At 69.3% G+C, this 22,337-nt stretch carries 32 protein-coding genes; 20 read left to right on the top strand and 12 right to left on the bottom strand.

All coding sequences use genetic code 11. From position 1 onward, the window contains the following. Positions 1–5 precede the first annotated feature (5 nt). Together ACP2AD_RS02495 and ACP2AD_RS02490 are read left to right on the top strand one after the other, a co-directional pair. Positions 6–566, top strand: coding sequence for an N-acetyltransferase family protein (locus tag ACP2AD_RS02495; protein WP_425228492.1), 561 nt, complete (start codon positions 6–8; stop codon positions 564–566). A 91-nt stretch (positions 567–657) separates the two neighbouring features. Next, on the top strand, positions 658–1,185 hold the full coding sequence (locus ACP2AD_RS02490; protein ID WP_425228491.1) for a hypothetical protein: 528 nt from the start codon (positions 658–660) through the stop codon (positions 1,183–1,185). 114 nt (positions 1,186–1,299) lie between these two features. Here the strand turns inward: ACP2AD_RS02490 and ACP2AD_RS02485 are convergent, their stop codons facing one another. Continuing rightward, positions 1,300–1,959: a trimeric intracellular cation channel family protein gene (locus ACP2AD_RS02485; protein ID WP_425228490.1), complete on the bottom strand. Its 660-nt coding sequence runs from the start codon at positions 1,957–1,959 to the stop codon at positions 1,300–1,302. Between ACP2AD_RS02485 and ACP2AD_RS02480 the strand changes: the two genes are divergently transcribed. From ACP2AD_RS02480 to ACP2AD_RS02435, 10 genes are all read left to right on the top strand, one after another. Beyond that, complete coding sequence (locus ACP2AD_RS02480; protein ID WP_425228489.1) at positions 1,958–2,536, top strand: hypothetical protein; 579 nt, start codon at positions 1,958–1,960, stop codon at positions 2,534–2,536. The two genes, ACP2AD_RS02485 and ACP2AD_RS02480, sit on opposite strands and share 2 nt — an antisense overlap. 154 nt (positions 2,537–2,690) lie before the next feature. After that, positions 2,691–2,954: a hypothetical protein gene (locus ACP2AD_RS02475; protein WP_425228488.1), complete on the top strand. Its 264-nt coding sequence runs from the start codon at positions 2,691–2,693 to the stop codon at positions 2,952–2,954. Positions 2,955–4,006: 1,052 nt separating this feature from the next. After that, complete coding sequence (locus tag ACP2AD_RS02470; protein WP_425228487.1) at positions 4,007–4,318, top strand: glycine zipper 2TM domain-containing protein; 312 nt, start codon at positions 4,007–4,009, stop codon at positions 4,316–4,318. Between the two features lie 191 nt (positions 4,319–4,509). Next, the gene (locus tag ACP2AD_RS02465) at positions 4,510–5,232 is read left to right on the top strand and encodes a hypothetical protein (protein ID WP_425228486.1); all 723 of its coding nucleotides are present in this window, start codon (positions 4,510–4,512) and stop codon (positions 5,230–5,232) included. Positions 5,233–5,352: 120 nt separating this feature from the next. Further along, entirely contained in the window at positions 5,353–5,721 is a 369-nt protein-coding gene (gene crcB, locus ACP2AD_RS02460) for a fluoride efflux transporter CrcB (RefSeq protein WP_425228485.1), read from the top strand. Continuing rightward, a complete protein-coding gene (locus ACP2AD_RS02455; protein WP_425228484.1) occupies positions 5,718–6,800 on the top strand; it encodes an RluA family pseudouridine synthase in 1,083 nt (360 codons plus the stop codon). Before crcB ends, ACP2AD_RS02455 begins: the two co-directional genes overlap by 4 nt. Continuing rightward, the gene (locus ACP2AD_RS02450; protein ID WP_425228483.1) at positions 6,800–7,390 is read left to right on the top strand and encodes an FMN-binding negative transcriptional regulator; all 591 of its coding nucleotides are present in this window, start codon (positions 6,800–6,802) and stop codon (positions 7,388–7,390) included. The genes ACP2AD_RS02455 and ACP2AD_RS02450 overlap by 1 nt, the downstream gene beginning before the upstream one ends. Positions 7,391–7,412: 22 nt before the next feature. Further along, on the top strand, positions 7,413–7,658 hold the full coding sequence (locus ACP2AD_RS02445; RefSeq protein ID WP_425228482.1) for a hypothetical protein: 246 nt from the start codon (positions 7,413–7,415) through the stop codon (positions 7,656–7,658). After that, positions 7,655–8,344, top strand: a complete 690-nt coding sequence (locus tag ACP2AD_RS02440; RefSeq protein WP_425228481.1) for an ATP12 family chaperone protein — start codon at positions 7,655–7,657, stop codon at positions 8,342–8,344. The genes ACP2AD_RS02445 and ACP2AD_RS02440 overlap by 4 nt, the downstream gene beginning before the upstream one ends. 34 nt (positions 8,345–8,378) lie before the next feature. After that, entirely contained in the window at positions 8,379–8,990 is a 612-nt protein-coding gene (locus tag ACP2AD_RS02435; RefSeq protein ID WP_425228480.1) for a hypothetical protein, read from the top strand. A gap of 17 nt (positions 8,991–9,007) precedes the next feature. Here ACP2AD_RS02435 and gmk read toward each other — a convergent pair whose 3' ends face one another. From gmk to ACP2AD_RS02415, 4 genes are all read right to left on the bottom strand, one after another. Further along, positions 9,008–9,658: a guanylate kinase gene (gene gmk / locus ACP2AD_RS02430; RefSeq protein ID WP_425228479.1), complete on the bottom strand. Its 651-nt coding sequence runs from the start codon at positions 9,656–9,658 to the stop codon at positions 9,008–9,010. Positions 9,659–9,794: 136 nt separating this feature from the next. Beyond that, the gene (locus ACP2AD_RS02425; RefSeq protein WP_425228478.1) at positions 9,795–10,010 is read right to left on the bottom strand and encodes a hypothetical protein; all 216 of its coding nucleotides are present in this window, start codon (positions 10,008–10,010) and stop codon (positions 9,795–9,797) included. 78 nt (positions 10,011–10,088) lie between these two features. Then, a complete protein-coding gene (fumC, locus tag ACP2AD_RS02420; protein ID WP_425228477.1) occupies positions 10,089–11,477 on the bottom strand; it encodes a class II fumarate hydratase in 1,389 nt (462 codons plus the stop codon). A 141-nt stretch (positions 11,478–11,618) separates the two neighbouring features. Beyond that, positions 11,619–12,104: an SspB family protein gene (locus tag ACP2AD_RS02415; protein WP_425228476.1), complete on the bottom strand. Its 486-nt coding sequence runs from the start codon at positions 12,102–12,104 to the stop codon at positions 11,619–11,621. A 71-nt stretch (positions 12,105–12,175) separates the two neighbouring features. Between ACP2AD_RS02415 and hisB the strand changes: the two genes are divergently transcribed. From hisB to hisF, 4 genes are all read left to right on the top strand, one after another. After that, the gene (gene hisB / locus ACP2AD_RS02410; protein WP_425228475.1) at positions 12,176–12,763 is read left to right on the top strand and encodes an imidazoleglycerol-phosphate dehydratase HisB; all 588 of its coding nucleotides are present in this window, start codon (positions 12,176–12,178) and stop codon (positions 12,761–12,763) included. 47 nt (positions 12,764–12,810) lie between these two features. Further along, on the top strand, positions 12,811–13,413 hold the full coding sequence (hisH, locus tag ACP2AD_RS02405) for an imidazole glycerol phosphate synthase subunit HisH (RefSeq protein ID WP_425228474.1): 603 nt from the start codon (positions 12,811–12,813) through the stop codon (positions 13,411–13,413). Between the two features lie 142 nt (positions 13,414–13,555). Next, entirely contained in the window at positions 13,556–14,290 is a 735-nt protein-coding gene (gene hisA / locus ACP2AD_RS02400) for a 1-(5-phosphoribosyl)-5-[(5-phosphoribosylamino)methylideneamino]imidazole-4-carboxamide isomerase (protein WP_425228473.1), read from the top strand. 142 nt (positions 14,291–14,432) lie between these two features. Continuing rightward, on the top strand, positions 14,433–15,203 hold the full coding sequence (hisF, locus tag ACP2AD_RS02395) for an imidazole glycerol phosphate synthase subunit HisF (protein WP_425228472.1): 771 nt from the start codon (positions 14,433–14,435) through the stop codon (positions 15,201–15,203). Here hisF and ACP2AD_RS02390 read toward each other — a convergent pair. Beyond that, positions 15,193–15,678, bottom strand: coding sequence for a DUF3592 domain-containing protein (locus ACP2AD_RS02390; protein WP_425228471.1), 486 nt, complete (start codon positions 15,676–15,678; stop codon positions 15,193–15,195). The genes hisF and ACP2AD_RS02390 overlap by 11 nt on opposite strands. A 316-nt stretch (positions 15,679–15,994) precedes the next feature. Here ACP2AD_RS02390 and ACP2AD_RS02385 point away from each other — a divergent pair, with 316 nt between their 5' ends. Further along, a complete protein-coding gene (locus ACP2AD_RS02385; RefSeq protein WP_425228519.1) occupies positions 15,995–16,309 on the top strand; it encodes a phosphoribosyl-ATP diphosphatase in 315 nt (104 codons plus the stop codon). Between the two features lie 8 nt (positions 16,310–16,317). Here the strand turns inward: ACP2AD_RS02385 and ACP2AD_RS02380 are convergent, their stop codons facing one another. From ACP2AD_RS02380 to ACP2AD_RS02370, 3 genes are read right to left on the bottom strand one after another with little or no spacing between them, the layout of a single operon-like run. Further along, a complete protein-coding gene (locus ACP2AD_RS02380; RefSeq protein ID WP_425228470.1) occupies positions 16,318–16,545 on the bottom strand; it encodes a hypothetical protein in 228 nt (75 codons plus the stop codon). After that, positions 16,542–17,087 carry an RNA polymerase sigma factor gene (locus tag ACP2AD_RS02375; protein WP_425228469.1) on the bottom strand — a complete coding sequence of 182 codons (546 nt, stop codon included), beginning with the start codon at positions 17,085–17,087 and terminating at the stop codon, positions 16,542–16,544. The genes ACP2AD_RS02380 and ACP2AD_RS02375 overlap by 4 nt, the downstream gene beginning before the upstream one ends. 5 nt (positions 17,088–17,092) lie before the next feature. Continuing rightward, positions 17,093–17,311 carry a YgaP-like transmembrane domain gene (locus ACP2AD_RS02370; RefSeq protein WP_425228468.1) on the bottom strand — a complete coding sequence of 73 codons (219 nt, stop codon included), beginning with the start codon at positions 17,309–17,311 and terminating at the stop codon, positions 17,093–17,095. 130 nt (positions 17,312–17,441) lie between these two features. On the opposite strand from ACP2AD_RS02370, the gene ACP2AD_RS02365 reads away from it, so the two are divergent. Beyond that, positions 17,442–17,819, top strand: a complete 378-nt coding sequence (locus tag ACP2AD_RS02365; RefSeq protein ID WP_425228518.1) for a histidine triad nucleotide-binding protein — start codon at positions 17,442–17,444, stop codon at positions 17,817–17,819. Positions 17,820–17,902: 83 nt separating this feature from the next. Continuing rightward, entirely contained in the window at positions 17,903–19,468 is a 1,566-nt protein-coding gene (locus tag ACP2AD_RS02360; protein WP_425228467.1) for an amino acid permease, read from the top strand. 37 nt (positions 19,469–19,505) lie between these two features. Here the strand turns inward: ACP2AD_RS02360 and ACP2AD_RS02355 are convergent, their stop codons facing one another. Then, complete coding sequence (locus ACP2AD_RS02355; RefSeq protein WP_425228466.1) at positions 19,506–20,504, bottom strand: adenosine kinase; 999 nt, start codon at positions 20,502–20,504, stop codon at positions 19,506–19,508. Positions 20,505–20,572: 68 nt separating this feature from the next. On the opposite strand from ACP2AD_RS02355, the gene ACP2AD_RS02350 reads away from it, so the two are divergent. Beyond that, the gene (locus ACP2AD_RS02350; RefSeq protein WP_425228465.1) at positions 20,573–20,941 is read left to right on the top strand and encodes a hypothetical protein; all 369 of its coding nucleotides are present in this window, start codon (positions 20,573–20,575) and stop codon (positions 20,939–20,941) included. Positions 20,942–21,004: 63 nt separating this feature from the next. Here the strand turns inward: ACP2AD_RS02350 and ACP2AD_RS02345 are convergent, their stop codons facing one another. Next, positions 21,005–21,151: a lmo0937 family membrane protein gene (locus ACP2AD_RS02345; RefSeq protein WP_425228464.1), complete on the bottom strand. Its 147-nt coding sequence runs from the start codon at positions 21,149–21,151 to the stop codon at positions 21,005–21,007. 15 nt (positions 21,152–21,166) lie between these two features. Continuing rightward, positions 21,167–22,324 (bottom strand): tRNA epoxyqueuosine(34) reductase QueG, encoded by a 1,158-nt coding sequence (gene queG, locus ACP2AD_RS02340; protein WP_425228463.1) that lies wholly within the window; start codon positions 22,322–22,324, stop codon positions 21,167–21,169. Positions 22,325–22,337 lie beyond the last annotated feature (13 nt).

The raw sequence follows: 22,337 nt of genomic DNA, 5'->3' as shown, positions 1-22,337 counted from the left end.
GACGCATGATCGCGCTGCGCCCGGCCCGCCCCGACGACGCCGCCGCGATCGCCGCGATCTATGCCCCGCATGTGCTGGTCGGCACCGCCTCGTTCGAGACGGAGGCGCCGGACGCGCGGACGATGCGCACGCGGATGAGCGGGTCGGAGGGCCTCTACCCGTGGCTCGTCGCGACGCAGGGGGAGGCGACGGGCGGCGTGCTCGCCTATGCCTACGCCACCGCCTTTGCGACCCGCGAGGCGTATCGCTGGACGGTCGAGACCACCGTCTATGTTGCCGACGCGGCGCAGCGGCAGGGCGCGGGGCGGCTTCTCTACGAGGCGCTGATCGACACGCTCCGCGCGCAGGGTTTCACCCAGGCGATCGCCCGCATCGCGCTCCCCAATCCGGCCTCGATCGCACTCCACGAGCAGGTCGGCTTCCGCCGCGCCGGCGTGCTGCGCGAGGCGGGATGGAAGAGCGGCCGCTGGATCGACGTCGGCCTGTGGCAGTGTGAGCTGGCCGAGCCGGCAACCCCGCCCGCCGAGCCGCGGCCGTTCGTGGAGGTAGGATTGGTGCGGGGGTAGCGTGGGGATGTCAGCTTATGGTGGAATGCCGTCTGTCCGGTTCCAAGCAGCGAGGGGTGGAAAGCTGCCGTCGTTGCGACGATGATGCCCCATGACCGATGCGACAGAAACCGGAGTGCCATATCCAAGCGAGATGGCGGGACCCGTCGACGAATGGTCTGAGCAAATCTACGCAGCCCTTAGCGATTGGCCTATCGCCCAGACGGGTGAGTGGACCCGATGGGAGCCGGGCTACCTCTTGCTGACGATCACGCACGTCGACGACAGCGAGGTGGAGCCGATTGTGCTGTACTCCGCCGATGAAGAGCTGACCGTAGCGTTCGGATATTGGGAAACTCACAACCCAGCCCCGTATGAATTCTGGGACGCGGAAGCAGGCGTAATCGTAGAGCACGCCAAGTTGCTCGTCGAGCACTGGTTGAACGGTAGCATCCGCACTGCCGTCCTCACTGATGCAACCGGCAAGTGGTGCGGAAGCGCCACCATTGAGCCGGAGGAGCTTGCACCGCAGTTGGAGGCTGCTGCTCGGCGGGTGCGCAACTTTCATCCGGAGCAGTTGGAAGTCCGCACACCTCGCAAATGCGATTGGAAACCTACCCTATTGAGCGAGAATGGCTGAAGCTGCCCGTGCTCGCGCCCGACAGGCTACCGGGATAAACGTACGCCAAACGTCTGCTTTTGGGATGCGGCGAGAGGGGGGTCGAACGGCCGAGATTGGGCGAAAGCATGCCCTTTACCGCCGCCCGCGATACGCCGGCAGCCCCAGCCGCCAGCGGATCGCCGCCGCGCGCAGCGCAAATCCCGCCGCCGCCGCCACGCCCGCCGCGGCCGACCGCTCCACCCCCAGCCGCTCGCCCGCCACATACAGCCCCGCCGCCAGCGCCGCCGCCGTCACGTACAGCTCCGGCCGCATCAGGATCGAGGGTTCACCCGCCAGCACGTCGCGGATGATGCCGCCGACGCACGCCGTCACTACGCCCATCAGCGCGGCGGGGACCGGCGGCACGCCATAGCCGAGCGCCTTGGCCGCGCCGAACACCGCATATGCCGCCAGCCCTACCGCATCGAACCAGTCGAGCGCCGCCCCGCGCCACCATCGCTCGGGCGTCACCCAGATCACCGCCGCCACCGTCAGGCACGCCGCCGCCGCCCGCGCGTCATGGACCCAGAACACCGGCGCGCCGATCAACAGGTCGCGCACCGTGCCGCCGCCCACCCCCGTCACCAGCGCGAAGAACGCGAGCGTGACGAAGGTCTGCCCCCGTTTTGCCGCCGCCAGCGCACCGGAGGCGGCGAACACCGCCAGCCCCGCCAGATCGACCCACGGCGCCAGCCCGCGCACGACCTGCGGCGCGACAGCGCCTAGCGCGTGGGCAGCGGCGGGGTGGAACATGGCGGCCGGGTTGCAACACCCCCGCGCCGCGCGCAACCCGCACGGCATGGAGATCGACGCCGCCACAGCGGCCGCGCACGGCTGGCCCAAGCTCAAATACGCCGTTGTCGAGCGCGAGCGCCGCTGGCTGTGCGACGCGGTGCCGCTCGACCTGGTCGAACGCGCGGCGGCGATCACCGACCTTTATGTCACCGGCACCCGCCTGCGTCTTCGCGAGGCCGTGCCGCAGGGCGGCGGTGCACCGCAGCGGCGGCTGGGGCGCAAGGCGGACGTGACCGCCGACACCCGCCTCCTCACCTCCATCTATCTGAGCGACGCGGAGTTTGCCCGCCTCGCCGTCCTCCCCGGCCGCCGCCTGCGCAAGACGCGCCACACGCTGCGCCCCATCGCCGGCGTCGCGCTGGCCGTCGACCGGTTCGAGGGGGAGTTGGCCGGGCTGATCCTTGCCGAAGCCGAGTTCGACAGCAACGCGGCGATGCGGGCCTATGTCGCGCCGTCGTTCTGCGGCCGGGAGGTTACCGCGGATACGCGGTACACAGGCGGAGCGTTGGTGGAGATCGGGTTACCGGCCGACTGAACGTACGACCGCTGAACGAAGCGCTCGGTCCCATTAGCCTGCTCGTTTCGCGCCAGCCACCAGCACCAATGGCGTGCGTCAGAAACCGCCCGGCGAGAACGAGACGACGGTGAAGCTAATCGTGCGTCAATCGCGCCCGCACGGCCGTGATGTCATGCTGGAGGTCAGCTCCGGGCAATTGATGTGTCCCTCCTACGAAGGGTGCAGCGGCACCGTACGATTCGATGCTGGACCGTCGCAGCGCATCCGGTTCGATGGCGCAGCCGACTGCAGCAGCGAAGTGATCTTCGCCGTCAATCCGACGCGGTTCATCGCGCAGCTCAAGCGAGCGCGGAATCTGATTGTCGAGACGACGATGTACGAGGCGGGTGACCCGCAATTCACGTTCGATGTGTCGGGGTTGCGATGGGACCACTGAGCTGTGATCATTAGGTCATGTGGACTGGCCCTGGCGGCATCGGCGCGCTCTCGGGACGGAAATGGATCATCGCCGGGCGATGGTGAGACGCGCTGCAACGGCGATGCGCGGCGCAGCCGCGTCGTGAAGTCGGACGGGTTCGGCGTCGCCGTCCCGCCGGCCGCGCTAGCGCGTGTCGTGAACAGCGCTGGCGCTCTTCGCGTGCGCGCTGCGCGAAAAAGGGGCCGGCGTTGCCGCCGACCCCTCGCGCTGCCGTCGGGCTGATCCGCCGACCTGTCCGCGCCTGACCTGCGTCCTGCGCTCGCCGTCCCGCCAATCCGCCTCCCGGCTGCAACCGAATGGAGAGAAGCCGCGAACGGCATCTGCCCTGTTCGATCTCTTGGTCGGCGTCCCGGCTGATCGATCGACTCGGCTTCCGAGGAAACCTTGTCGCTCGTCCGCGCCGATCATACCGGCCTGCTCGGCCGGCCGGACCCTTGCGGAACCCGGCCTGCACCTCGCTTTCGAGCCGCTCCTGACCGCCCGACCTTCGCCCGGCCCGACCACTCCCGAAAGAGCGTCCCTGCGCGGTCGCGTCCCTGCCGCCCTTAGCGACCCCCGGTGCCGCTGCCCTGCCCATTCGAGTAAACCCGAACCTGCCCGGCCTTGCCGCCCCGGTCGGCGATGCACTTCCCATCTCGTCGCAGCGCCGCTCGAAAGCGTCGCGCGCCCGATGCCGTTCGTCGCATCCCCAGCTGCCTGACCCGCTCTGTCGCGTGCACCCGAAGATGCCGTCAACCGCATTGTCTTGCAGCACCTGCTTCTGCGACCTTCCTCTCGGGGTGACCCGGGGGCGTCCGCCTCCGCCTGCCCATGGAAGTTCTCACGCCTGGCGAGTCGCGCCAAGCGTGAATGTAACGCCCGGGCTGTGGATAATGTGGATAGTTGATGAGGGTTGCTACTGGACGAGACTAACGGGCACCGGCGGCTCCGCGTCGTTGTCTCCCGTTCATGCAACCGCGGCTGCCGGGGGACGTTACGCTTCCAGATCAATTCATACGGGAGTTTCGTACATGCGTAAGTTCATCCTGACCCTCGGCGCCTTTGCCGTCGCCCTGCCCGCCGTGGCGGTGTTGCCGGCCTCCGGCGCCGACGCCCGACGGTCGCAGTATCGCGAATGGCGTGGGCGCGACGGCCGCGTCTACTGCCGCAAGTCGAACGGCACCACCGGACTCGTCGTCGGTGGCGTCGCGGGCGCGCTGGTCGGGCGCACGATCGACACCGGCGGCGACCGCACGGTCGGCACGCTGGGCGGCGCGGCGCTGGGTGCGCTGGCCGGCCGCGCGGTGGAGCGCAACACCGGCAACAACCGGCATTGCCAATAAGCTCTCGCGAGACCTGACGGATCAGTGCCGCGTCAGGTCTCGCGACGGGGGGCGGACAGCCGAGCTGCCCCGTTCGACCGCTTCGGCGGTCTTCTTCGTACGGACACCCGCCAGCTATTCTGACAGCATGAAGTGACGAGCTTTCCGACGTTGCTCATCAAAGCTTTACCCGGCCACGCTAGTCATCCGGCATGCCGCGGGACCTGTTATCCACCCTGCTCCTCCTGTCGTTTGCGGCCTGCAGCCGCGCGCCGGATAGTCAGACCGACCTAGAGCGGCTCGACCGTGAACTCGCCAACTCCCAGAGCCCGGAAAACACCCGGGACCCGGCCGTCGCCCAGGCGATCGCCGCGCCGATCATGGCTGATCCGACCCTGTCGCAGGCGAGCAATGGCAATGCCGTTCGACCGCCGCCGCGACCCGACTCGGGCGCCGTTCCGCTCGACCCGCCGCACCCCGACCCGGTGAACGCCCACACGCTGCGCCATGCACCGGCGGCACGACAGCCCTGTCCGCAATGTGACGCGCATGCTGAAAGCTATACGCTCGGCGCGCTCGCCGCCAGCCAGGGTCAGCGCGGCTGCGCATCAGTTAGTTATTCCGCGGCCTGGGCAAACCGCCTTCCCGCCGATCTCCCGCTTTACCCCGGCGCGCAGGTTGTCGAGGCGGCAGGCAATGCCAGCGGCCGCTGTGCGCTGCGTATGGTCACCTTCGCCAGTGGCGCCGCGCCCGCCAAGATGATCGACTGGTATTACACCCGCGCCACCACTGCCGGCTATTCGGTCGAACACCGCACCGGCCATGGCACGCAGGTGCTGGTCGGCACCAAGGGTTCCGCAGCATATGTGGTCTATGTCACGCCCCGCCAGGACGGCGGAAGCGACGTCGACCTGCTGACCAACGCGGGCACGTAATTATTCAGGCTGGCCTGTAGCCGTTATCCGGGGTTGCCCGCGCAACCGCCCCGTTCAGCTGAACGCAGGCGACGCGCGCTTGGGGTGACGGCATCGGCGGGAACGGCTAACGGGCTTCCCATGCCCCTCCTCCTCGTCATGCTCGGCGGCGCGCTCGGCGCCGGCGCGCGGTATATGGCCGGGCGCGCGATGCCGCTGCCCGCGAGCGGCTTTCCCGTCGCTACATTGAGCATCAATATTGTTGGCGGATTCCTGATGGGACTGCTCGCGGGCAGCCTCGCGCGGCTCAACGCCGGCGAGGGCTGGCGGCTGTTCATCGGTGTCGGCGTGCTCGGCGGCTTCACCACCTTCTCCGCCTTTTCGCTCGACGCTGTGACCCTCGCCGAGCGCGGCCAGCTCCTCCTTGCTGCCGGCTATGTCGCCGTCAGCGTTGCGGGCGCGATCGGGGCGCTGATCGCCGGCCTCGCGCTGGTCAGGGCGGGCGCGTGACTGAAGCCGTCCGCCAGTTCACCGTCGCGCCCGACGACGATGGCATCCGCCTCGATCGCTGGTTCAAGCGGCATCTGCCCGACACCAGCTTCACCACGGTCGCGAAATGGGCGCGTACCGGTCAGCTCCGCATCGACGGCGCCCGCGCGACGCCCGGCGACCGGATCGAGGCGGGGCAGCAGCTGCGCGTGCCGCCGCCGGAACCCGTCCGCCCGGCCGCCAAGCCGCAGCGCGAGCGCATCCCCCTCACGCCCGACCAGGTCGCCTTCGCCAGCGAGATGGTGATCCATCGTGACCCGCAAGCGCTGGTGCTCAACAAGCCCCCGGGCCTGGCGACGCAGGGCGGCACCAAGACCACCGAGCATGTTGACGCGCTGCTCGACGCCTTCGCCGAAGGGGAAAGCCGCCCCAAGCTGGTCCACCGCCTCGACAAAGACACGTCGGGCGCGCTGCTCGTGGCGCGCACCAGCCGCGCGGCGGCGTTCTTCGCCAAGACTTTCAGCGGCCGCATCGCTAAAAAGGTCTATTGGGCGCTGGTCGTCGGCGTGCCCTCGATCGACGACGGCACCGTAGAGTTGCCGATCGGCAAGCAGCCCGGCACCGGCGGCGAGAAGATGCAGGTGGACGAGGAAAACGGTCAGACCGCGCGAAGCCGCTACCGCGTCGTCGAGCGCGCCGGCAACCGCGCCGCATGGGTCGAGCTGCAGCCCTTTACCGGCCGCACCCACCAGCTCCGCGTCCACATGGCCGCGATCGGCCACCCGATCGTCGGCGACGGCAAATATGGCGGGCAGGCGGCGTTCCTGACCGGCGGCATCAGCCGCAAGATGCACCTTCACGCGCGCCGCCTGCGCGTCGATCATCCCGATGGTGGCCAGATCGACGTCCAGGCCGAGCTGCCGACCCATTTTGCGGAAAGCCTCAAGGGGCTCGGCTTCGAGCAGATGCTGGGCGACCAGCTCCCGCTCGACGAATATGTCCCCCCCTCGCGCGCCGACAAGAAGCAGGCCGCCAAGGCCCACGCCAAGACGATCCGCAAAGCCCGCAAGGGGGAGCGGCGCGGCCGGGGAACGCGCTGATGCACCCAAACCCCGCCTTCCGTCCTGATGCGGCGGCCTTGCTCGACCACGCTGCGCGGATCGCCTTCGCCCACCTGTTCGTCGCCACCCCGGCCGGGTCGATGGTCGCACACGCGCCGCTGACGCGTCATGGCGAGCGGCTGCGCTTCCACCTAGCCCGCGCCAACCGCCTCCACCCGCATCTCGACGGCGCGGCGGTGCTGGCGAGCCTCGCCGCGCCGGAGGGGTACGTTTCGCCCAACTGGTATGCGCGACCGGGCAATCAGGTGCCGACCTGGAACTACCTAGCGATAGAGATCGAGGGCGTTGCCCGCGCGCTGCCCGAGGCGGCGCTGCTCGAGCAGCTCGACACGCTTGCCGATGCGCACGAGCCGCGCCCGCATCCCTGGACCCGCGCCAAGGCCGATTCCGCGACCATCGCCGCGATGCTCCGCGCCATCCAGGGCTTCGAGATCGAGGTGACGACGATCCGCGGCACCGCTAAGCTGTCGCAGAACAAGAACGCGGAGGATCGTGCGGGGGTGATCGCAGGGCTGCAGGCGCAGGGCAATCACGCGCTGGCGGGTGCGATGGCGGACTGGCCTTCCTGATCGCAGCCGCCATATGACGGTCATGCCCGCCCCGGACCCCGCCCAGGACCCAGCCCCCGGCCCCGCGTCCGACCCTGCACGGGGTCGCTGGTTCGCGATCGTCGCCACCCGCCTCGCCGGGACGGCGGGCGCGGTGCTGGGGCTGGTGCTGGTCGGCCGCGCACACGACTGGCCGGTCAAGGCGCTCGGCATCGCGATCGTCCTCGCCGCGCTCTATCTGATCGCGGTGGTGCCGCGCGCGTTGGCTCATCGCTGGCGGAGCGAGTGAAGCGGTTCTGGACAACGGCGGCGGTAACGGCCGAGCGCAGCGTCGCGCTCGACGGCCGCCCGGTGCGGACCCCAAGCCGCGCACCGCTGATCCTGCCGACGGATGCGCTGGCAGCGGCGGTGGCGCGCGAGTGGCTGGATAGCGGCGACACCGTCGATCCACGCGCGATGCCGCTAACCGGGCTCGCCAATGCCGCGATCGACCGGATCGCGCCCGACCGCTCCGCCTTTGCCGTCGGGCTGGCGCGCTATGGCGAAAGCGACCTCCTCTGCTACCGTGCCGCCGACCCGCCCCAGCTCGCCGCGCGCCAGGCCGCTGCCTGGGATCCGGTGATCGCCTGGGCCGAGCGCCGCTGGGATATCCACCTCGCCGTCACCGCGGGCGTCATGCATCGCGCACAGCCGCCGCTAGCGCTGGAGCGGCTCGGCCAGGCGATCGCGGCGTTCGACCCGTTCACGCTCGCCGCACTGTCGCCGGTCGTGACGATCACCGGCTCGCTCCTCCTCGCGCTGGCGCTGGTCGAGGGCGCGCTGAACCCGGATCAGGTCTGGACCGCCGCGCATGTCGACGAGGACTGGCAGGTGGAATTGTGGGGCGAGGATGCGCTCGCGCAACAGGCGCGCGCGGCTCGGCGGCGCGAGTTCGACGCAGCGGCCCTGATGCTGGGGCATCTTGCGACGCCGTGACGGTGCTGCCAAGTTCGCGGCGGAAGGATCGACGATGCCGAACAACACGAAGTGGATTGTCCTGGTTGTCATTGCCGCGGTGGTTGGCGCAGTACTTGGTCCGGCGATGCTGTACGCCCTGCCTGGCGGTGTCGGCCTCGCCATCGCCGGCCTCATGTTCCTCGGCGTGGTCGGCTACCTCGTCTACATCCTCGCGGGCAACCGGGTCGGCAAGGCCGCGCCGCCCGCGCTCGTCGCTGAAGCGCGCAGCTTCGCGCCCGCGCCGGGCATGGCGCGGCTATACGTCGTCCGGCGCGGCTTCATGGGCGGCTTGGCCGGCATGAAGGTCGCAATCGCCGGCGTCGTTTCCGGCCAGATAAGGATGAACCAGTTCGTCATGGCCGAGCTGCCGCCCGGCACCTACACGCTCGAAACCGCGATGGCGCGCAACGGCATGAAGCCATCGCTCGCGTCCGGCGCCTTCACGCTGGCGGCGGGCGATATCGTGGTGGTGCGTGCGATGCTGGAGATGCGCGCGACGCATGCGCTAACGGTGCAGCAGCCGCTGGCGCCCCCCGACGGCCGGGCGGAGATCATGGCGGCAAAGATGGTGGGGTGGAACGAAGGCGCGCCGCCGACCCTGACGACCTCGCGCGTGGTGGGCTGAGCCACCGCAGCGCAGCGTTACCGCGTCAATCCGCGGATGAAACCGATCAGCCCCGTCTGCCGCGACCGCCGCAGCCGCTCGGCCGCCAGAATCGTTTTCACGCCTGCGAAACACCGCTCGACGTCATCGTTGACGAGCACATAGTCATATCCGTCCCAATGGCTGACCTCGTTCGCAGCGCGCGCCATCCGCGCATCGATCACCTCGGCCGGATCGGTTGCGCGCTTGCTCAGCCGGGTGTGCAGCTCCGCCATCGACGGCGGCAGGATGAAGACGCGGACGACGTCGCCGCCAGCGATCTGATACAGCTGCTGAGCGCCCTGCCAGTCGATGTCGAACAGCACGTCCTTTCCCGACGCCAGGATCGCGTCGACGGGGCCACGCGGCGTGCCGTAGCGCTGGCCGAAGACGTGCGCCCATTCGAGGAAGGCGTGATCCGCGACCATCGCGCGGAACCGCTCCAAGTCGACGAAATGATAGTCGCGCCCGTCGACCTCGCCCGGGCGCATCGGCCGCGTCGTGGCGCTGACGGACATCTCCAGCTCCGGCTCCTGCGCCAGCAGCATGCGCGCGATCGTCGATTTTCCCGCCCCCGACGGCGACGACAGCACGAACAGCACGCCCCGCCGCTGAAAGCCGTGCGGATCGGGCGAGGCGGCGTCTGGCATGCCCGCCTTTGGCGTGCCGCAGGTTGAGACGTCAACCCGCGTCGGGCGCGTCAGTCGTGACTCGCGCTACGCCTGCGCCCGATCATCTGCTTGGCGACATTGGCGCCGCCCAGCGCCGCGCCGATCATTCGCCTGATCACGCCGCGTCGCCGTCGCCGATCACCCGATCCTTGAGCGCCCCCATCCCGCGCAGCACCGCCCAGCCGATGGCGTAGGTTGCGACGACGGGCAGCACGACTTTCAGGACATTGGCGACTACCGCGCCCTTGATCGCACCGTCCGCGGACGAGTCGTCGCCTGACATGCCGTCGATCGCGGCGCCGATCAGGCCGCCAATGGTGGTTGCAGACATCGCCATCCTCCTGGTGTGCAGGTAGCGCGGGAAAGCGGGGGTTGGTTCCGTAGCCTCCCGTTCCGCATGAAGGGGAAATCAGGGACCAATCATCAGGTCTGCCCGCACCACGCGGTCGAACGTGACCGCGTCGACCAGCCCCAGCCGCAGCCCCGCCTGACGCAGCGTTTCGCCCGACGCATGCGCCTCCTTCGCGATCTTCGCGGCGTTGTCGTAGCCGATCTCGGGCGCCAGCGCCGTCACCAGCATCAGCGATCGCTCGACCAGCTCCGCGATCCGGCCGCGGTTCGCCGTCATGCCCTTGACGGCCCGCTTGGCGAAGCTCTCCATTCCCACGCTCAGCAGCTCGATCGAGCGCAGCACATTGGCGCCGATCAGCGGCTTGAAGACATTGAGCTCCAGATGCCCTTGCAACCCGCCGATCGTCACCGCAGTCTGATTGCCCATCACCTGCGCCGCGACCATTGTCAGCATCTCGCACTGGGTGGGGTTGACCTTGCCCGGCATGATCGAGCTGCCCGGCTCGTTGGCGGGCAGCTCCAGCTCGCCGAGGCCAGAGCGCGGGCCGGAGCCGAGCAGGCGGATGTCGTTGGCGATCTTGGTCAGCGCCACCGCCAGGCTGTTGAGCCGGCCGTGGAAGTCGACCAGCGTGTCGTTCGACGCCAGCGCCTCGAACTTGTTGGGCGCGGGCTCGAATGGGGCGCCGACGATGGCGCTGATCGACGCCGCCATGTCGCGGTCGAACCCGGCCGGCGCGTTCAGCCCGGTGCCGACCGCCGTCCCGCCCTGCGCCAGCCGGCTCAGCGCATGCTCGACGAACGGCACGATCCGCACCCGCGCGAGCTGGAGCTGCGCAACATAGCCGGAGAACTCCTGCCCCAGCGTCAGCGGCGTCGCGTCCTGCAGGTGCGTGCGGCCGATCTTGACGATGCCGTCCCACGCCTTCGCCTTGGCGAGCAGGTTGGCATGCAGCCGGTCGAGCGCGGGGAGCAGCCGGTCTCGGCTGGCGCGGACGGCGGCGATATGGAGCGCGGTCGGAAAGCTGTCGTTCGACGATTGTCCCCGGTTGACGTCGTCGTTCGGATGGACCGGCGTCTTGCCGCCGCGCGCGCCCGCCATCAGCTCGTTGGCGCGGCCGGCGATCACCTCGTTGACGTTCATGTTCGATTGCGTGCCGCTGCCGGTCTGCCAGATCACGAGCGGGAACTGGTCGTCGAGCTTGCCCGCCACCACCTCCGCCGCCGCCGCCTCGATCGCGTCCGCTTTCGCCGCGCCGAGCGCATCCCGGTTCACCCGGGCAGCAGCCTGCTTCACGATCGCAAGCGCATGGATGATGCCGATCGGCATGCGCTCGGCGGGCGGAAAGGGAAAGTTCTCGATCGACCGCTGCGTCTGCGCACCCCAATAGGCGGCGGCGGGCACCTCGATCGGGCCGATCGAGTCGGTTTCAGTGCGGGTCTGGGTCATGGCCGTAGAACCTCCATGGACGCGGTAGGCTCCCCTATCCCCCGCAGGCGGTGGCGGAGGGGACCATCCTCTCGAGCGGAGTTCCAGCTCCGTCACGGGCTGCGCGCGCGCCACCTCCCCCGCAGCGCGGGGAGGTGAGGCCTATTTCTTCCGCTTGAAATCCACCGACACGACGTTCGACCCATCCTCGACCGGCGCGGCGACTGCGCCGTCATTCTCCGCCGGATCGTGCGTCGTCGCGCCGTCCTCCGGCCCCTCCTGCGCCTGGAAACGCAGCTCGAAATTGACCGCCGGATCGTGAAAGCCGGTGATCGCGGCATAGGGAATGACCAGCTTCGACGGGATCTGGTTGAAGCTGAGCCCGACCGAGAACCGCTCGTCGTCGACCAGCAGGTCCCAGAAGCGGTTCTGCAGCACGATCGTCATCTCGTCGGGGAAGCGCTCGATCAGCCGCCGCGGAATGTCGACACCGGGCCCCTGCGTCTTGAAGGTGATGTAGAAGTGATGCTCGCCCGGCAGCCCGCCCGACTCCGCTACCGACCCCAGCACCCGGCCGACGACGGCGCGCAGCGCTTCCTGCACGATCTCGTCATACGGGATCAGGCTGTCGGGCAGGCCGTCGGTCATGCGCCTTGGGTAGCGGCCCCGCCCGCCGGGTCAAGGTTGCTTGGCCCGCCTGCGGCGCTAAGAGCGCGGCCATGCGCCAGGCGACGATCGAACGGAACACCAGCGAAACCCGCATTGCGGTCGTCGTCGACCTCGACGGGACCGGCAAATACGACATTGCAACCGGGATCGGCTTTTTCGATCACATGCTGGAACAGCTCAGCCGCCATTCGCTCATCGACCTGCATGTCCGCACCCAGGGCGACCTCCATATCGACCAGCATCACACGGTCGAGGACACCGGCATCGCAATCGGTCAGGCGGTGGCGCAGGCGCTCGGCGACAAGCGCGGCATCCGCCGCTATGGCGACGCGTTGAGCCCGATGGACGAATGCCTGACGCGGGTGGCGCTCGACATCTCGGGGCGCCCCTGGCTGGTATGGAACGTGCCGTTCAGCCAGAAGCGGCTGGGCGAGATGGACACCGAGCTGTTCGGCCACTGGTTCCATTCCTTCGCCCAGGCGGCCGGGCTGACGCTGCACGTCGAGACACTCTACGGCGACAATAACCACCACATCGCCGAGAGCGCGTTCAAGGGGTTGGCGCGCGCCCTTCGCACCGCGGTCGAGATCGATCCGCGCAAGGCGGACGCGATCCCGAGCACGAAGGGGGTGTTGTGACGGCCTGGTGTCGCCCGTCCCCTCGCCTGAAGGGAATAGGCTAAGCTGTGCTCGCGCTTATCGACATCCAGTCGGGCAATCTCCACTCCGTCGCCAACGCGCTCGCCGCGGCGGGGGCCGGTGACGTGGCGATCACCGCCGATCCCGACCGGGTCGCGAGGGCCGACCGCATCGTCCTCCCCGGCGTCGGCGCGTTCGGCGCGTGCGCGGCGAATCTGCGCGCGGTCGACGGACTGGAGGCAGCGCTGGGCGCCCGCGTGCTGGCCGACGGGCGCCCCTTTCTCGGCATTTGCGTCGGGATGCAGCTGATGGCCGATCTCGGGTCCGAGATGGGTGAACATCGCGGGCTCGGCTGGTTTCGCGGCGAGGTCGACCGGCTGATGCCCGGCGAGGCTGCCGTCAAGGTGCCCCACATGGGCTGGAACGACGTGACGCCCACGCGCGCGCACCCGTTGCTGGAAAAGGGAGAGGCGTACTTCCTGCACAGCTATGCGTTCACCGGCGCGGGCGTGCTCGCGACGACGGATCACGCCGGCCCCATCACGGCGGCGATCGGCCTAGACAACATGATCGGCGTCCAGTTCCACCCCGAGAAAAGCCAACGCTACGGCATCGAGCTGCTGCAGAAGTTCGTGTCGTGGGCGCCCTAAACTCCTCCCAGGCACGGAGAAGTGGCGCGCGCGCAGCGCGTGGCGGAGGGGGCCCGCCTCCCGCGCACCGCTCGTGGCTGGCCCCCTCCACCACCCGGATGCGCCGGGCGGTCCCCCTCTCCGTGCCGGGGAGGATTTCACGATGACCCTCATCGTCTTCCCCGCGATCGATCTCAAGGCCGGGCAGGTCGTCCGCCTGGCGGAGGGCGACATGGCGCGCGCCACGATCTATGGCGACGACCCCGCCCACCAGGCGCAGCTTTTCGCCGAGGCGGGCGCGCAGCACCTCCATGTCGTCGACCTTGATGGCGCATTCGCGGGCGAGAGCCGCAACGGCGACGCCGTCCGCGCGATCGTCGAGCGCTTCCCCGGCCACGTCCAGCTCGGCGGCGGCATCCGCACGCGGGAGAGCGTCGAGCGCTGGTTCGACCTGGGCGTCGCGCGGGTCGTCATCGGCACCGCCGCGCTTGAAGACCCCGCTTTCGTCCGTGCCGCCGCCGCCGACTTCCCCGGCGGCATCGTCGTCGCCGTCGACGCGCGCGATGGCTTCGTTGCCACGAAGGGCTGGGCCGACGTGTCGGACGTCACCGTCGTCGATCTCGCCCGCCGCTTCGAGGATGCGGGCGTCGCGGCGCTGCTGTTCACCGATGTCGGCCGCGACGGCATGCTCAAGGGCTGCAACATCGAGGCGACGGTGGACCTAGCGCGCGCTGTCACCATCCCGGTCATCGCCAGCGGCGGGGTCAAGGGCCTCGCCGACATCCACCTCCTCGCGCTGCACGGCAGGGACGGCGTGGAGGGCGTCATCACCGGCCGCGCGCTGTACGACGGCCGCCTCGACCTGGCGACGGCACTCAGCGTCGGGGCGGCGGCATGATCCTCCCCGCTCGCGGGGAGGGGGACCATGCATCAGGCATGGTGGAGGGGGCTCTCCACCCGCGAACCGCCCGCGGCCTGCCCCCTCCACCACGGCGCCGCGCGTCGCGGTCGCCCTCCCCGTCCCGGGGAGGAGCGCAGCCATGACCGTCCGAGCCCGCGTCATCCCGTGCCTCGACGTCGCCGACGGGCGCGTCGTCAAGGGCGTCAACTTCGTCGATCTGATCGACGCCGGCGATCCGGTCGAGCAGGCGCGCACCTATGACGCCGCTGGGGCGGACGAGCTGTGCTTCCTCGACATCACGGCCAGCCACGAAGGGCGCGGCACGCTCCTGGACATCGTGCGGCGCACCGCGGCGGTCTGCTTCATGCCGCTGACCGTCGGCGGGGGCGTCCGTACGGCAGACGACGCGCGCGCGCTGCTGCTCGCGGGCGCGGACAAGGTCGCGGTCAACTCCGCCGCCGTCGCCCGGCCAGAGGTCGTCGCCGACATCGCCGAATGCTTCGGTAGCCAGTGCTGCGTCGCCAGCATCGACGCGCGCCTGACCGGGTCTAACTGCTGGGAGGTCTTCACCCATGGCGGCCGCCGGGCCACCGGGATCGACGCGGTCGCCCACGCCGTCCGTCTTGCCGAACTGGGCGCGGGCGAGCTGCTCGTCACCAGCATGGACCGCGACGGCACCCGCGATGGCTACGACCTCGCGCTGACACGCGCCATCGCCGACCGGGTCGGCGTGCCGGTGGTCGCTAGCGGCGGCGTCGGCGGCCTCGACGATCTCGTCGCCGGCATCACCCGGGGTCACGCCAGCGCGGTATTGGCCGCGAGCATCTTCCACTTCGGCCAGGCGAGCATCGCCGACGCCCATCGCGCGCTGGCTGCGGCGGGGGTGCCGGTGCGGCGGCCTATAGGCTGAAATGGACGAGCCAACCGGCGGCGATGACCCCTGCCCCGGTCAGCGCAACGAGCGCGCTGTTGAACAGCGACGGCTTCTCGTTGATGAGCGCCGACCGGTCCGGGTCGGCCGGATCGAACCAGACCTGGACCGTGGTGCCGGGCGCGACGCTGCGCAGCCACGCGTCCGCGTCCCTGCGCAAAAGAAACTGTTTCCCGAGAAGGAATGCGGTCGTGCCGCGCCGCTCGCCATCGGCCTGGAACGCATATTCGATCTGCGGGAAATACCGGGCGGCGCTGTTGGCCGACCACGCATCCTCCAGCCTGACGATGCGGAGGTCCGACCATAGCACCACACCGGGGGCGCTGATCCAGGATCGCGTGTTCTGCGTCCGCGCCCGCGCCCAGATCAGATAGCCGATGGCGCACCCGATCAGCACGAGCCCGAGCAGCGTCAGCCCTGTCCGCCACCAGAAGACGACCTGCCCGTCCGACATCACCCGCCCCCCGACGTTTGTTCGCCTGACGAGGGGCCACGCGTCGCCGCCCTTGTCAAACGGGACATCGCGCGCGGCGGCTAACCCGATCGCAACGGCTTCCGGCTAACCGGCGGTGCATGCCCGTAGAACAGGTTCCGAGCGGCCACACCGGCGTCCCCCGTCCGCGCACCGGGCCGGAGCTGTCGGACCTCGCGCTGTTTGCGCTGGCGTGCGTCGCCGTCTGGCTGGTCCGACGGGCGCTGCGGCGGCGCTTCGCCCGGAAGCCGGCCGCGAAGGATTGACCCCCCTCCCCGCCTGCGGCACCGCGGGCGGCATGGCCGAAGACCCGCTCGACCGCTTGGACGCCACGATCCGCGCCCGCCGCGACGCGGCTGCCGACACGTCCTACACCGCGCAGCTCTTCGCCCGCGGCCGCGCCCGCATCGCGCAGAAACTGGGCGAGGAAGCGGTCGAGACCGTCATCGCCGCGCTCGGTCCCGATCCACGGCGGATCGTCCCGGAGGCCGCCGACCTCCTCTACCACCTCCTCGTCCTCCTCGCCGACGCCGGCCTCTCGCTCGACGACGTGCGGACGGAGCTGGCGCGGCGCGAGGGGGTGAGCGGGCTCGAGGAAAAGGCCCGGCGCTAGCTTGCCGCCTATTCACCGCGCGGATCGGCGCATCGCAATATCTTGAACGCAGCTGTTTCGATAAGGCCGACGGTCCAGCACATCGGACAGCCCTTGAACGCCCAGACCGTCACGCCCGCGAGCAGCAGCGCGGGCCAGCCGATCATGTCATAGCCACGCAGCGCGGCGATCAGCGCCACCGTCCCGATGATCCCCCGGGCCAGATGCACGGTCAGAGAGCGGTTGCCAAATGTCATCGCTTCGCCCTCAGCGTCATCGGCTGGCTGTTCTCACCCAGCACCTCGCGCACTGCGGCACGGGCGCGGTGCAGGCGGCTCTTGGTGGCTTCCAGTCCGATGCCAAGATGCTGGGCAGTCTCGTCGGCCGACCAGCCCTGGACGTCCTTCAGCAGCAGCACGGCACGATGGTTGGGCGTCAGTCTCGCGATCGACCGTGCCAGCCGTGCGCGGAGTTCTGCGTCCGACGCGGCGGCGTCCGGCGCGTCCCACCCTTCCAGCGTTGCCGCGCTACGTTGCTGGCGGCGACGCATGTAGCGCAGGCATGTTCGGCGCACGACCTGGACGATCCAGCCGGTGAAGGCGGCCGCGCTGCGCAGTCCGCCGACCTTGCGGTACAAGATCCACAGCGCGTCCTGCACCGCCTCCTCGATATCACCGGATTCGCAATGCCTGCGGGCGTAGCGATGCAGGTCGGGCCGCGCGACCGTGAGCAGTCGCTCGATCGCACCCGTCTCGCCCGCCATCGCCTTTGCGATCAAATCCGCAGAAAGCGGATGCACGGCGGTCATTCCGATCTGGCCGCGCGGCGATCCAGCCGGCGTCCGGCCAACGCACAGGCAGGGCAGAAACCGAACACCGATGTCAGCGCCGCGGACGCGGCGGCAACGCTGAAGACCGTTCCCACCGGACGGCCCCAGAAATGCCAAGCGCACGCCGCCATCAACACGGCACCTCCGATCCGCACGAGCCGCTCCCAAGTCGGCAGATTGTTCCGGTACAGCATCTATGGCTCCTTGTGCGTTGATCCTTAAACCCAAGAGGACGCGGGCGAGCGAAACGGTTCGCCTGTGTCGATTTGTTCACCCGGATGTCCCGCCCTTGCCGTTCGCAGCAAAACTTCGGACATGCGTTCCATGCCCATCGACGCCACCCTGCTCTATGATCCGGCCAACATCTTCGCCCGCATCCTGCGCGACGAGATCCCCTCGACGCGGGTGTACGAGGACGAATGGGCGGTCGCGTTCCACGACATCGCGCCGCAGGCGGCGACGCACATCCTGATCATTCCGCGCGGTGCCTACGTCTCATGGGACGACTTCTCCGCCCGCGCTTCGGCAGCCGAGATCGCCGGCTTCGTCCGCGCCGTCGGCGCCGTCGCCCGCGCGCAGGGGCTGGTCGTCCCCGGCTATCGCCTCCTCGCCAATACCGGACAGCACGGCGGACAGGAGGTCCCGCATCTCCACGTCCACCTGTTCGGCGGGCAGCCGCTGGGGCCGATGCTGGCGCGATAAGCATTGCGCCCTGCGGATTTGCCGATAGGCTCTGCCGCATTGCGTAGGTGAAGGCCGCCACCTGAGCGGCAGAGGGAGATTTGATGGCGACCAGACCCGCCCCCGGGCTTTTCGCGCGCATGGCGCTCCGCAAGACCGTCGAGCAGGTGCAGCGCGAGACCGAGTCGAGCGAGCTCAAGCGCACGCTCGGGCCGTGGAACCTGCTGTTCCTCGGCATCGGCTGCATCATCGGGGCGGGTATCTTCGTGCGGACGGGCAGCGCCGCGTCGCTTCACGCCGGCCCGGCGGTGCTCCTGTCGTTCCTGATCGCCGGCGTCGTCTGCGCGCTCGCCGGCCTGTGCTACGCCGAACTGTCCTCAACGCTGCCGGTCTCGGGGTCGGCCTATACCTACAGCTATACGACGATCGGCGAGTTCGCCGCCTGGATCATGGGCGCGCTGCTGTTGCTTGAATATGGCCTGGCAGCGTCGGTGGTGGCGGTCGGCTGGGGCGGGTACGTCGTCAGCCTGCTGAGCGACTTCGGCATGGTCATTCCCGTCGCCCTGACCGGCCCAACTGGCCATCATGTGCAGGAGGCGGGGGTCGACGTCCTCGTCAACGGCGCGCCGGTTACCTATCTCTTCAACCTGCCCGCCTTCCTGATCTGCGCCGCCATGACCGCGCTGTTGGTCGTGGGCGTGTCGGAAAGCGCCAAGGTCAACAACGTCATCGTCGCGATCAAGGTGACGGTGATCACCGCTTTCATCCTGATCTGTGGCGGTTACGTCATCGCGCATATCGGCACGCTGAAGGCGAACTGGAGCCCGTTCATCCCGCCGGCCACCGGCGCAAAGGGGGAGTTCGGCTGGGGGGGCATCCTGCGCGCGGCCTCCATCGTGTTCTTCGCCTATATCGGCTTCGAGGCGGTCTCGACCGCCGGCCAGGAAGCCAAGAACCCCAAGAAGGACATGCCGATCGGCCTGCTCGGCAGTCTGGCGGTATGCACGCTGATCTACATTCTCGTCTCGATCGTGATGACGCTGATCGTCAACTACAAGACGCTCAACGTGCCCGATCCCGTCGCGGTGGCGGTCGACGCGCTGGGCCCGCAATGGGCCTGGTTCGCGAAGCTGGTGAAGGCGGGCGCGATCGTGGGGCTGACTTCGGTGGTGCTGGTGCTGATGTACGGCCAGACTCGCATCTTCTACACCATGGCGCGCGACGGCCTGCTCCCGCGCGTCTTCGCAACGGTGCACGCGAAGTTCAAGACGCCGTGGGTCAACACGCTGCTGGTCGGGCTCATCACCGCGGTGGCGGCGGCGTTCTTCGACATCAACACGCTGGGCGACATGACCTCGGTGGGGACACTGGCCGCCTTCGCGATCGTCTGTCTGTCGGTGATCTGGCTGCGGCGCACCCATCCAGACATCCCGCGCGGCTTCACCGTGCCGCTGTTCCCAGTCCTGCCGGCGCTCGGCATCGTCGCATGCATCGCGCTGATCTTCACCGTCGAGACGCGCGTGCTGGTTTTCTTCGGCTGGTACACCGTCGGCGCGGTAATCCTGTATTTTGTGTACGGCATGCACAACAGCCGACTGTACAAGGGGCTGGACGAGATCGAGGCGGCACCGATGGGAGAGTATGTCGCTCCCATCAGGCAGCAACCCTGACGGACGCGGGTCCGCGACACGCTTCGTTTGACGCGTGTCACCCCAGCAACCCGCCCGCCAGCGCCTTCAGGTCAGCCACCGGTCGCGCGCCGACGTGGCCGATGACCTCCGCAGCGCATACCGCCCCCAGCTTGAGCGACGCCGCGTTCGGTAGTCCCCGGACGTAGCCCGTCAGGAAGCCGGCGGCGAAGAGGTCGCCCGCCCCCGTCGTATCGACCACCTTCGCGACCGGCTCGGCCGCGACATCGGTCCGCACCCCGCTCTCGATCGCGCTGGCGCCACGCGCGCCATGGGTGACGACCAGCAGCGGCACCTTCGGCGCCAGCGCCGCCAGCGCCGTCTCCACATCCGCACTCCCGGCCAGCGCCACCGCCTCCTCCTCATTGGCGAACAGGATGTCGATCTCGCCCGCGTCGATCATCGCGGTGAAGTCGGCATGGTGGTTCATGATGCAGAAGGTTGCGGACACCCCCAGCGCCACCTTGCGTCCCGCCGCGCGCGCGATCCGGATCGCGCGCTGCATGGCCGCGCGTGGCTCGGCCGGGTCCCACAGATAGCCTTCGAGCAGCAGTACCTTCGCCCCCGCGATCTCCGCCTCGTCGATCGCATCCGGCGGCAGGAACTGCGCCGCGCCCAGGAAGGTGTTCATGGTCCGCTCGCCGTCCTCCTCGCTGACCAGCACCAGGCATCGGCCCGTCTCGACCACCGGCTCGCGCGGCGGCACCGCGCAGGTCACACCCTGGACCCGGAGGTCGTGGACGAAGATCTCGCCCAGCTGATCGTCGGCGACCTGCGCGATCATCCGGCAGCGCGCGCCCAGCATCGCCGCGCCGACCAGCGTGTTGGCGGCTGACCCGCCGCTCGTCACCTGCGTCTCGCCCATCTCCTGATACAGCGACTTGGCGCGCGCCTGGTCGATCAGCTGCATCTGTCCCTTGGTCAGGCCCTCGCGGGTCAGAAACGCGTCGTCGATGGTGGCGAGAACGTCGACGATCGCATTGCCGATCGCGACGATATCGTAGGTGGGCTGATCCAAGGGAGGCTCCGGCAGGGGAAAGCGCGCCCTCTAGCGGCACCGGCCGACGCGCGATAGTCGCGGGGCGCATGAGAACCGCCCCGATGATCACCGCCGCCGCCCTGCTCACCGCCTGTACCGGCGGCGGCACGACCCGGCCGCAACCGGTCAGCGCCGCACCGGTGCCGCGCTACACCGCCAGCGGCCTGGAGCGGGTGGTCGGTCAGGATGCTGCCGCACTGACGCGCCTGTTCGGTCAGCCCGACGCCGAGGTCCGGGAGGGGACGGCGCGCAAGCTGCAGTTCGTCGGTCCGATCTGCATCCTTGACGCTTACCTGTACCCGCACGGATCGGAGCCGCCCCAGGTCACGTGGATCGACGCCCGCCAGCCCGACGGAAGCCCGATCGACCGCGGCAGCTGTGTCGCGGCACTCAGCCGCCGCGAGGCGGCGCGCTAGTTCCTCTCGTCCCCGTCATCTCGAACCGGTCGAGGATGACGAGGCGAACGGGAATGCGCCCGGTCAGACCGCGCGTCGGCCGGAGAAGAGCTGGATCAACCCGACAACCAGCGCCACGACCAGCAGCAGATGGATCAGCCCGGCGCCGATATGCAGGCTGAAGCCAAGTACCCAAAGCACGAGCAGGATGACAACGACGGTCCAGAGCATGGTGAACGCCTTTCGTTACACAGGTGATATGGCCGAAACGTCCATCACACCCGCAACGTTCCCGTCCCATTCGACCCTGACGTCAGCATCGTCCTCGGTTTGCAGCCGCGCCGCCCGCTCGATTGCCCATGTCCGCGGGTCCAGTTCTCCCAGCGCCCACACCGCCGCCCCGCGCACCACCGCCGCCGGATCGTCGAGCAGCCCCCGCACGACCGCCGCCAGCACCGCCGCCCCGCTGTTCCCCGCCGCGATCAAGCAGTTGCGTATGAAGCGGGCACGCCCGATCCGCTTGATCGGCGAGCCCGCGAACACCTGGCGGAATGCCGCGTCGTCGAGCCGCAGCAGGTCGGTAAGCGCCGGGGCCGTCAGCTCGGCACGCGGCTGAAACGCGATCTGCGCGGCGGCGGCTTGAGCGAACTTGTTCCACGGACACACCGCCAGGCAATCGTCGCAGCCATAGATGCGATTGCCCAACGCGCGCCGGAACGTCCGCGGGATCGGCCCGGCATGCTCGATCGTCAGGTAAGAGATGCACCGCCGCGCATCGAGCCGGTACGGCGCTGGAAAGGCATCGGTCGGGCATGCCCGCTGACACGCAGCGCACGATCCGCACAAGTCGCGCCCGGGCCCATCCGGCGTCAACGTCAGCGTCGTGTAGATCGCGCCGAGGAACAGCCAGCTGCCGTCGCTGCGGCTGACGAGGTTGGTGTGTTTGCCCTGCCAGCCCAGCCCCGCCGCCTCGGCCAGCGGCTTCTCCATTACGGGCGCGGTGTCGACGAACACCTTCAGCGGCGCCGGCGCCTGCGCCGCCAGCCAGCCGCCCAGCGCCTTGAGCTGCCGCTTGACGACATCATGATAGTCGCCGCCCTGGGCATAGACGCTGACCCGCCCAACCTCGCTCGCACTCGCCAGCCGCAGGGGATCGGCGGCAGGCGCATAGCTCATCCCCAGCGCGATGACGCTGCGCACCGCCGGCCACAGTCCGGCGGGCGACGCGCGTTCGTCGGCGCGCGCTGCCATCCAGATCATGTCGCCGTGGTGACCCTCGTCCAGCCACTCCCGCAGCCGCACACCCGCGGCGGACGCTGCCGCTGCGGCCGCGATCCCGCATGCGGCGAAGCCGAACGCCGCCGCCTGCGCCTTGATCCGCGCTTCGAGGTTGTCAGCCGCCACGCTCGGCCGCTAC

Origin of the sequence: Sphingomonas sp., assembly GCF_965248875.1 — a bacterium.
Taxonomy (GTDB): Bacteria; Pseudomonadota; Alphaproteobacteria; order Sphingomonadales; family Sphingomonadaceae; genus Sphingomonas.
The sequence above is the reverse complement of the archived record's forward strand: the minus strand, read 5'-3'. Positions and strand labels throughout refer to the sequence as shown.

What these genes read in the sequence shown, in the direction of transcription:
- ACP2AD_RS02470 (WP_425228487.1), top strand. Translation starts at nt 4,007, where the DNA reads ATGCGTAAGTTCATCCTGACCCTCGGCGCCTTTGCCGTCGCCCTGCCC.
- hisB (WP_425228475.1), top strand. Translation starts at nt 12,176, where the DNA reads ATGCGCCAGGCGACGATCGAACGGAACACCAGCGAAACCCGCATTGCG.
- ACP2AD_RS02390 (WP_425228471.1), bottom strand. Translation starts at nt 15,678, where the DNA reads ATGTCGGACGGGCAGGTCGTCTTCTGGTGGCGGACAGGGCTGACGCTG.
- ACP2AD_RS02360 (WP_425228467.1), top strand. Translation starts at nt 17,903, where the DNA reads ATGGCGACCAGACCCGCCCCCGGGCTTTTCGCGCGCATGGCGCTCCGC.
- ACP2AD_RS02475 (WP_425228488.1), top strand. Translation starts at nt 2,691, where the DNA reads ATGCTGGAGGTCAGCTCCGGGCAATTGATGTGTCCCTCCTACGAAGGG.
- ACP2AD_RS02465 (WP_425228486.1), top strand. Translation starts at nt 4,510, where the DNA reads ATGCCGCGGGACCTGTTATCCACCCTGCTCCTCCTGTCGTTTGCGGCC.
- crcB (WP_425228485.1), top strand. Translation starts at nt 5,353, where the DNA reads ATGCCCCTCCTCCTCGTCATGCTCGGCGGCGCGCTCGGCGCCGGCGCG.
- ACP2AD_RS02485 (WP_425228490.1), bottom strand. Translation starts at nt 1,959, where the DNA reads ATGTTCCACCCCGCCGCTGCCCACGCGCTAGGCGCTGTCGCGCCGCAG.
- ACP2AD_RS02450 (WP_425228483.1), top strand. Translation starts at nt 6,800, where the DNA reads ATGCACCCAAACCCCGCCTTCCGTCCTGATGCGGCGGCCTTGCTCGAC.
- ACP2AD_RS02445 (WP_425228482.1), top strand. Translation starts at nt 7,413, where the DNA reads ATGCCCGCCCCGGACCCCGCCCAGGACCCAGCCCCCGGCCCCGCGTCC.
- ACP2AD_RS02415 (WP_425228476.1), bottom strand. Translation starts at nt 12,104, where the DNA reads ATGACCGACGGCCTGCCCGACAGCCTGATCCCGTATGACGAGATCGTG.
- ACP2AD_RS02385 (WP_425228519.1), top strand. Translation starts at nt 15,995, where the DNA reads ATGGCCGAAGACCCGCTCGACCGCTTGGACGCCACGATCCGCGCCCGC.
- fumC (WP_425228477.1), bottom strand. Translation starts at nt 11,477, where the DNA reads ATGACCCAGACCCGCACTGAAACCGACTCGATCGGCCCGATCGAGGTG.
- ACP2AD_RS02495 (WP_425228492.1), top strand. Translation starts at nt 6, where the DNA reads ATGATCGCGCTGCGCCCGGCCCGCCCCGACGACGCCGCCGCGATCGCC.
- ACP2AD_RS02480 (WP_425228489.1), top strand. Translation starts at nt 1,958, where the DNA reads ATGGCGGCCGGGTTGCAACACCCCCGCGCCGCGCGCAACCCGCACGGC.
- ACP2AD_RS02370 (WP_425228468.1), bottom strand. Translation starts at nt 17,311, where the DNA reads ATGCTGTACCGGAACAATCTGCCGACTTGGGAGCGGCTCGTGCGGATC.
- ACP2AD_RS02350 (WP_425228465.1), top strand. Translation starts at nt 20,573, where the DNA reads ATGAGAACCGCCCCGATGATCACCGCCGCCGCCCTGCTCACCGCCTGT.
- hisF (WP_425228472.1), top strand. Translation starts at nt 14,433, where the DNA reads ATGACCGTCCGAGCCCGCGTCATCCCGTGCCTCGACGTCGCCGACGGG.
- ACP2AD_RS02380 (WP_425228470.1), bottom strand. Translation starts at nt 16,545, where the DNA reads ATGACATTTGGCAACCGCTCTCTGACCGTGCATCTGGCCCGGGGGATC.
- ACP2AD_RS02435 (WP_425228480.1), top strand. Translation starts at nt 8,379, where the DNA reads ATGCCGAACAACACGAAGTGGATTGTCCTGGTTGTCATTGCCGCGGTG.
- ACP2AD_RS02365 (WP_425228518.1), top strand. Translation starts at nt 17,442, where the DNA reads ATGCCCATCGACGCCACCCTGCTCTATGATCCGGCCAACATCTTCGCC.
- hisA (WP_425228473.1), top strand. Translation starts at nt 13,556, where the DNA reads ATGACCCTCATCGTCTTCCCCGCGATCGATCTCAAGGCCGGGCAGGTC.
- gmk (WP_425228479.1), bottom strand. Translation starts at nt 9,658, where the DNA reads ATGCCAGACGCCGCCTCGCCCGATCCGCACGGCTTTCAGCGGCGGGGC.
- ACP2AD_RS02425 (WP_425228478.1), bottom strand. Translation starts at nt 10,010, where the DNA reads ATGTCTGCAACCACCATTGGCGGCCTGATCGGCGCCGCGATCGACGGC.
- ACP2AD_RS02490 (WP_425228491.1), top strand. Translation starts at nt 658, where the DNA reads ATGACCGATGCGACAGAAACCGGAGTGCCATATCCAAGCGAGATGGCG.
- ACP2AD_RS02345 (WP_425228464.1), bottom strand. Translation starts at nt 21,151, where the DNA reads ATGCTCTGGACCGTCGTTGTCATCCTGCTCGTGCTTTGGGTACTTGGC.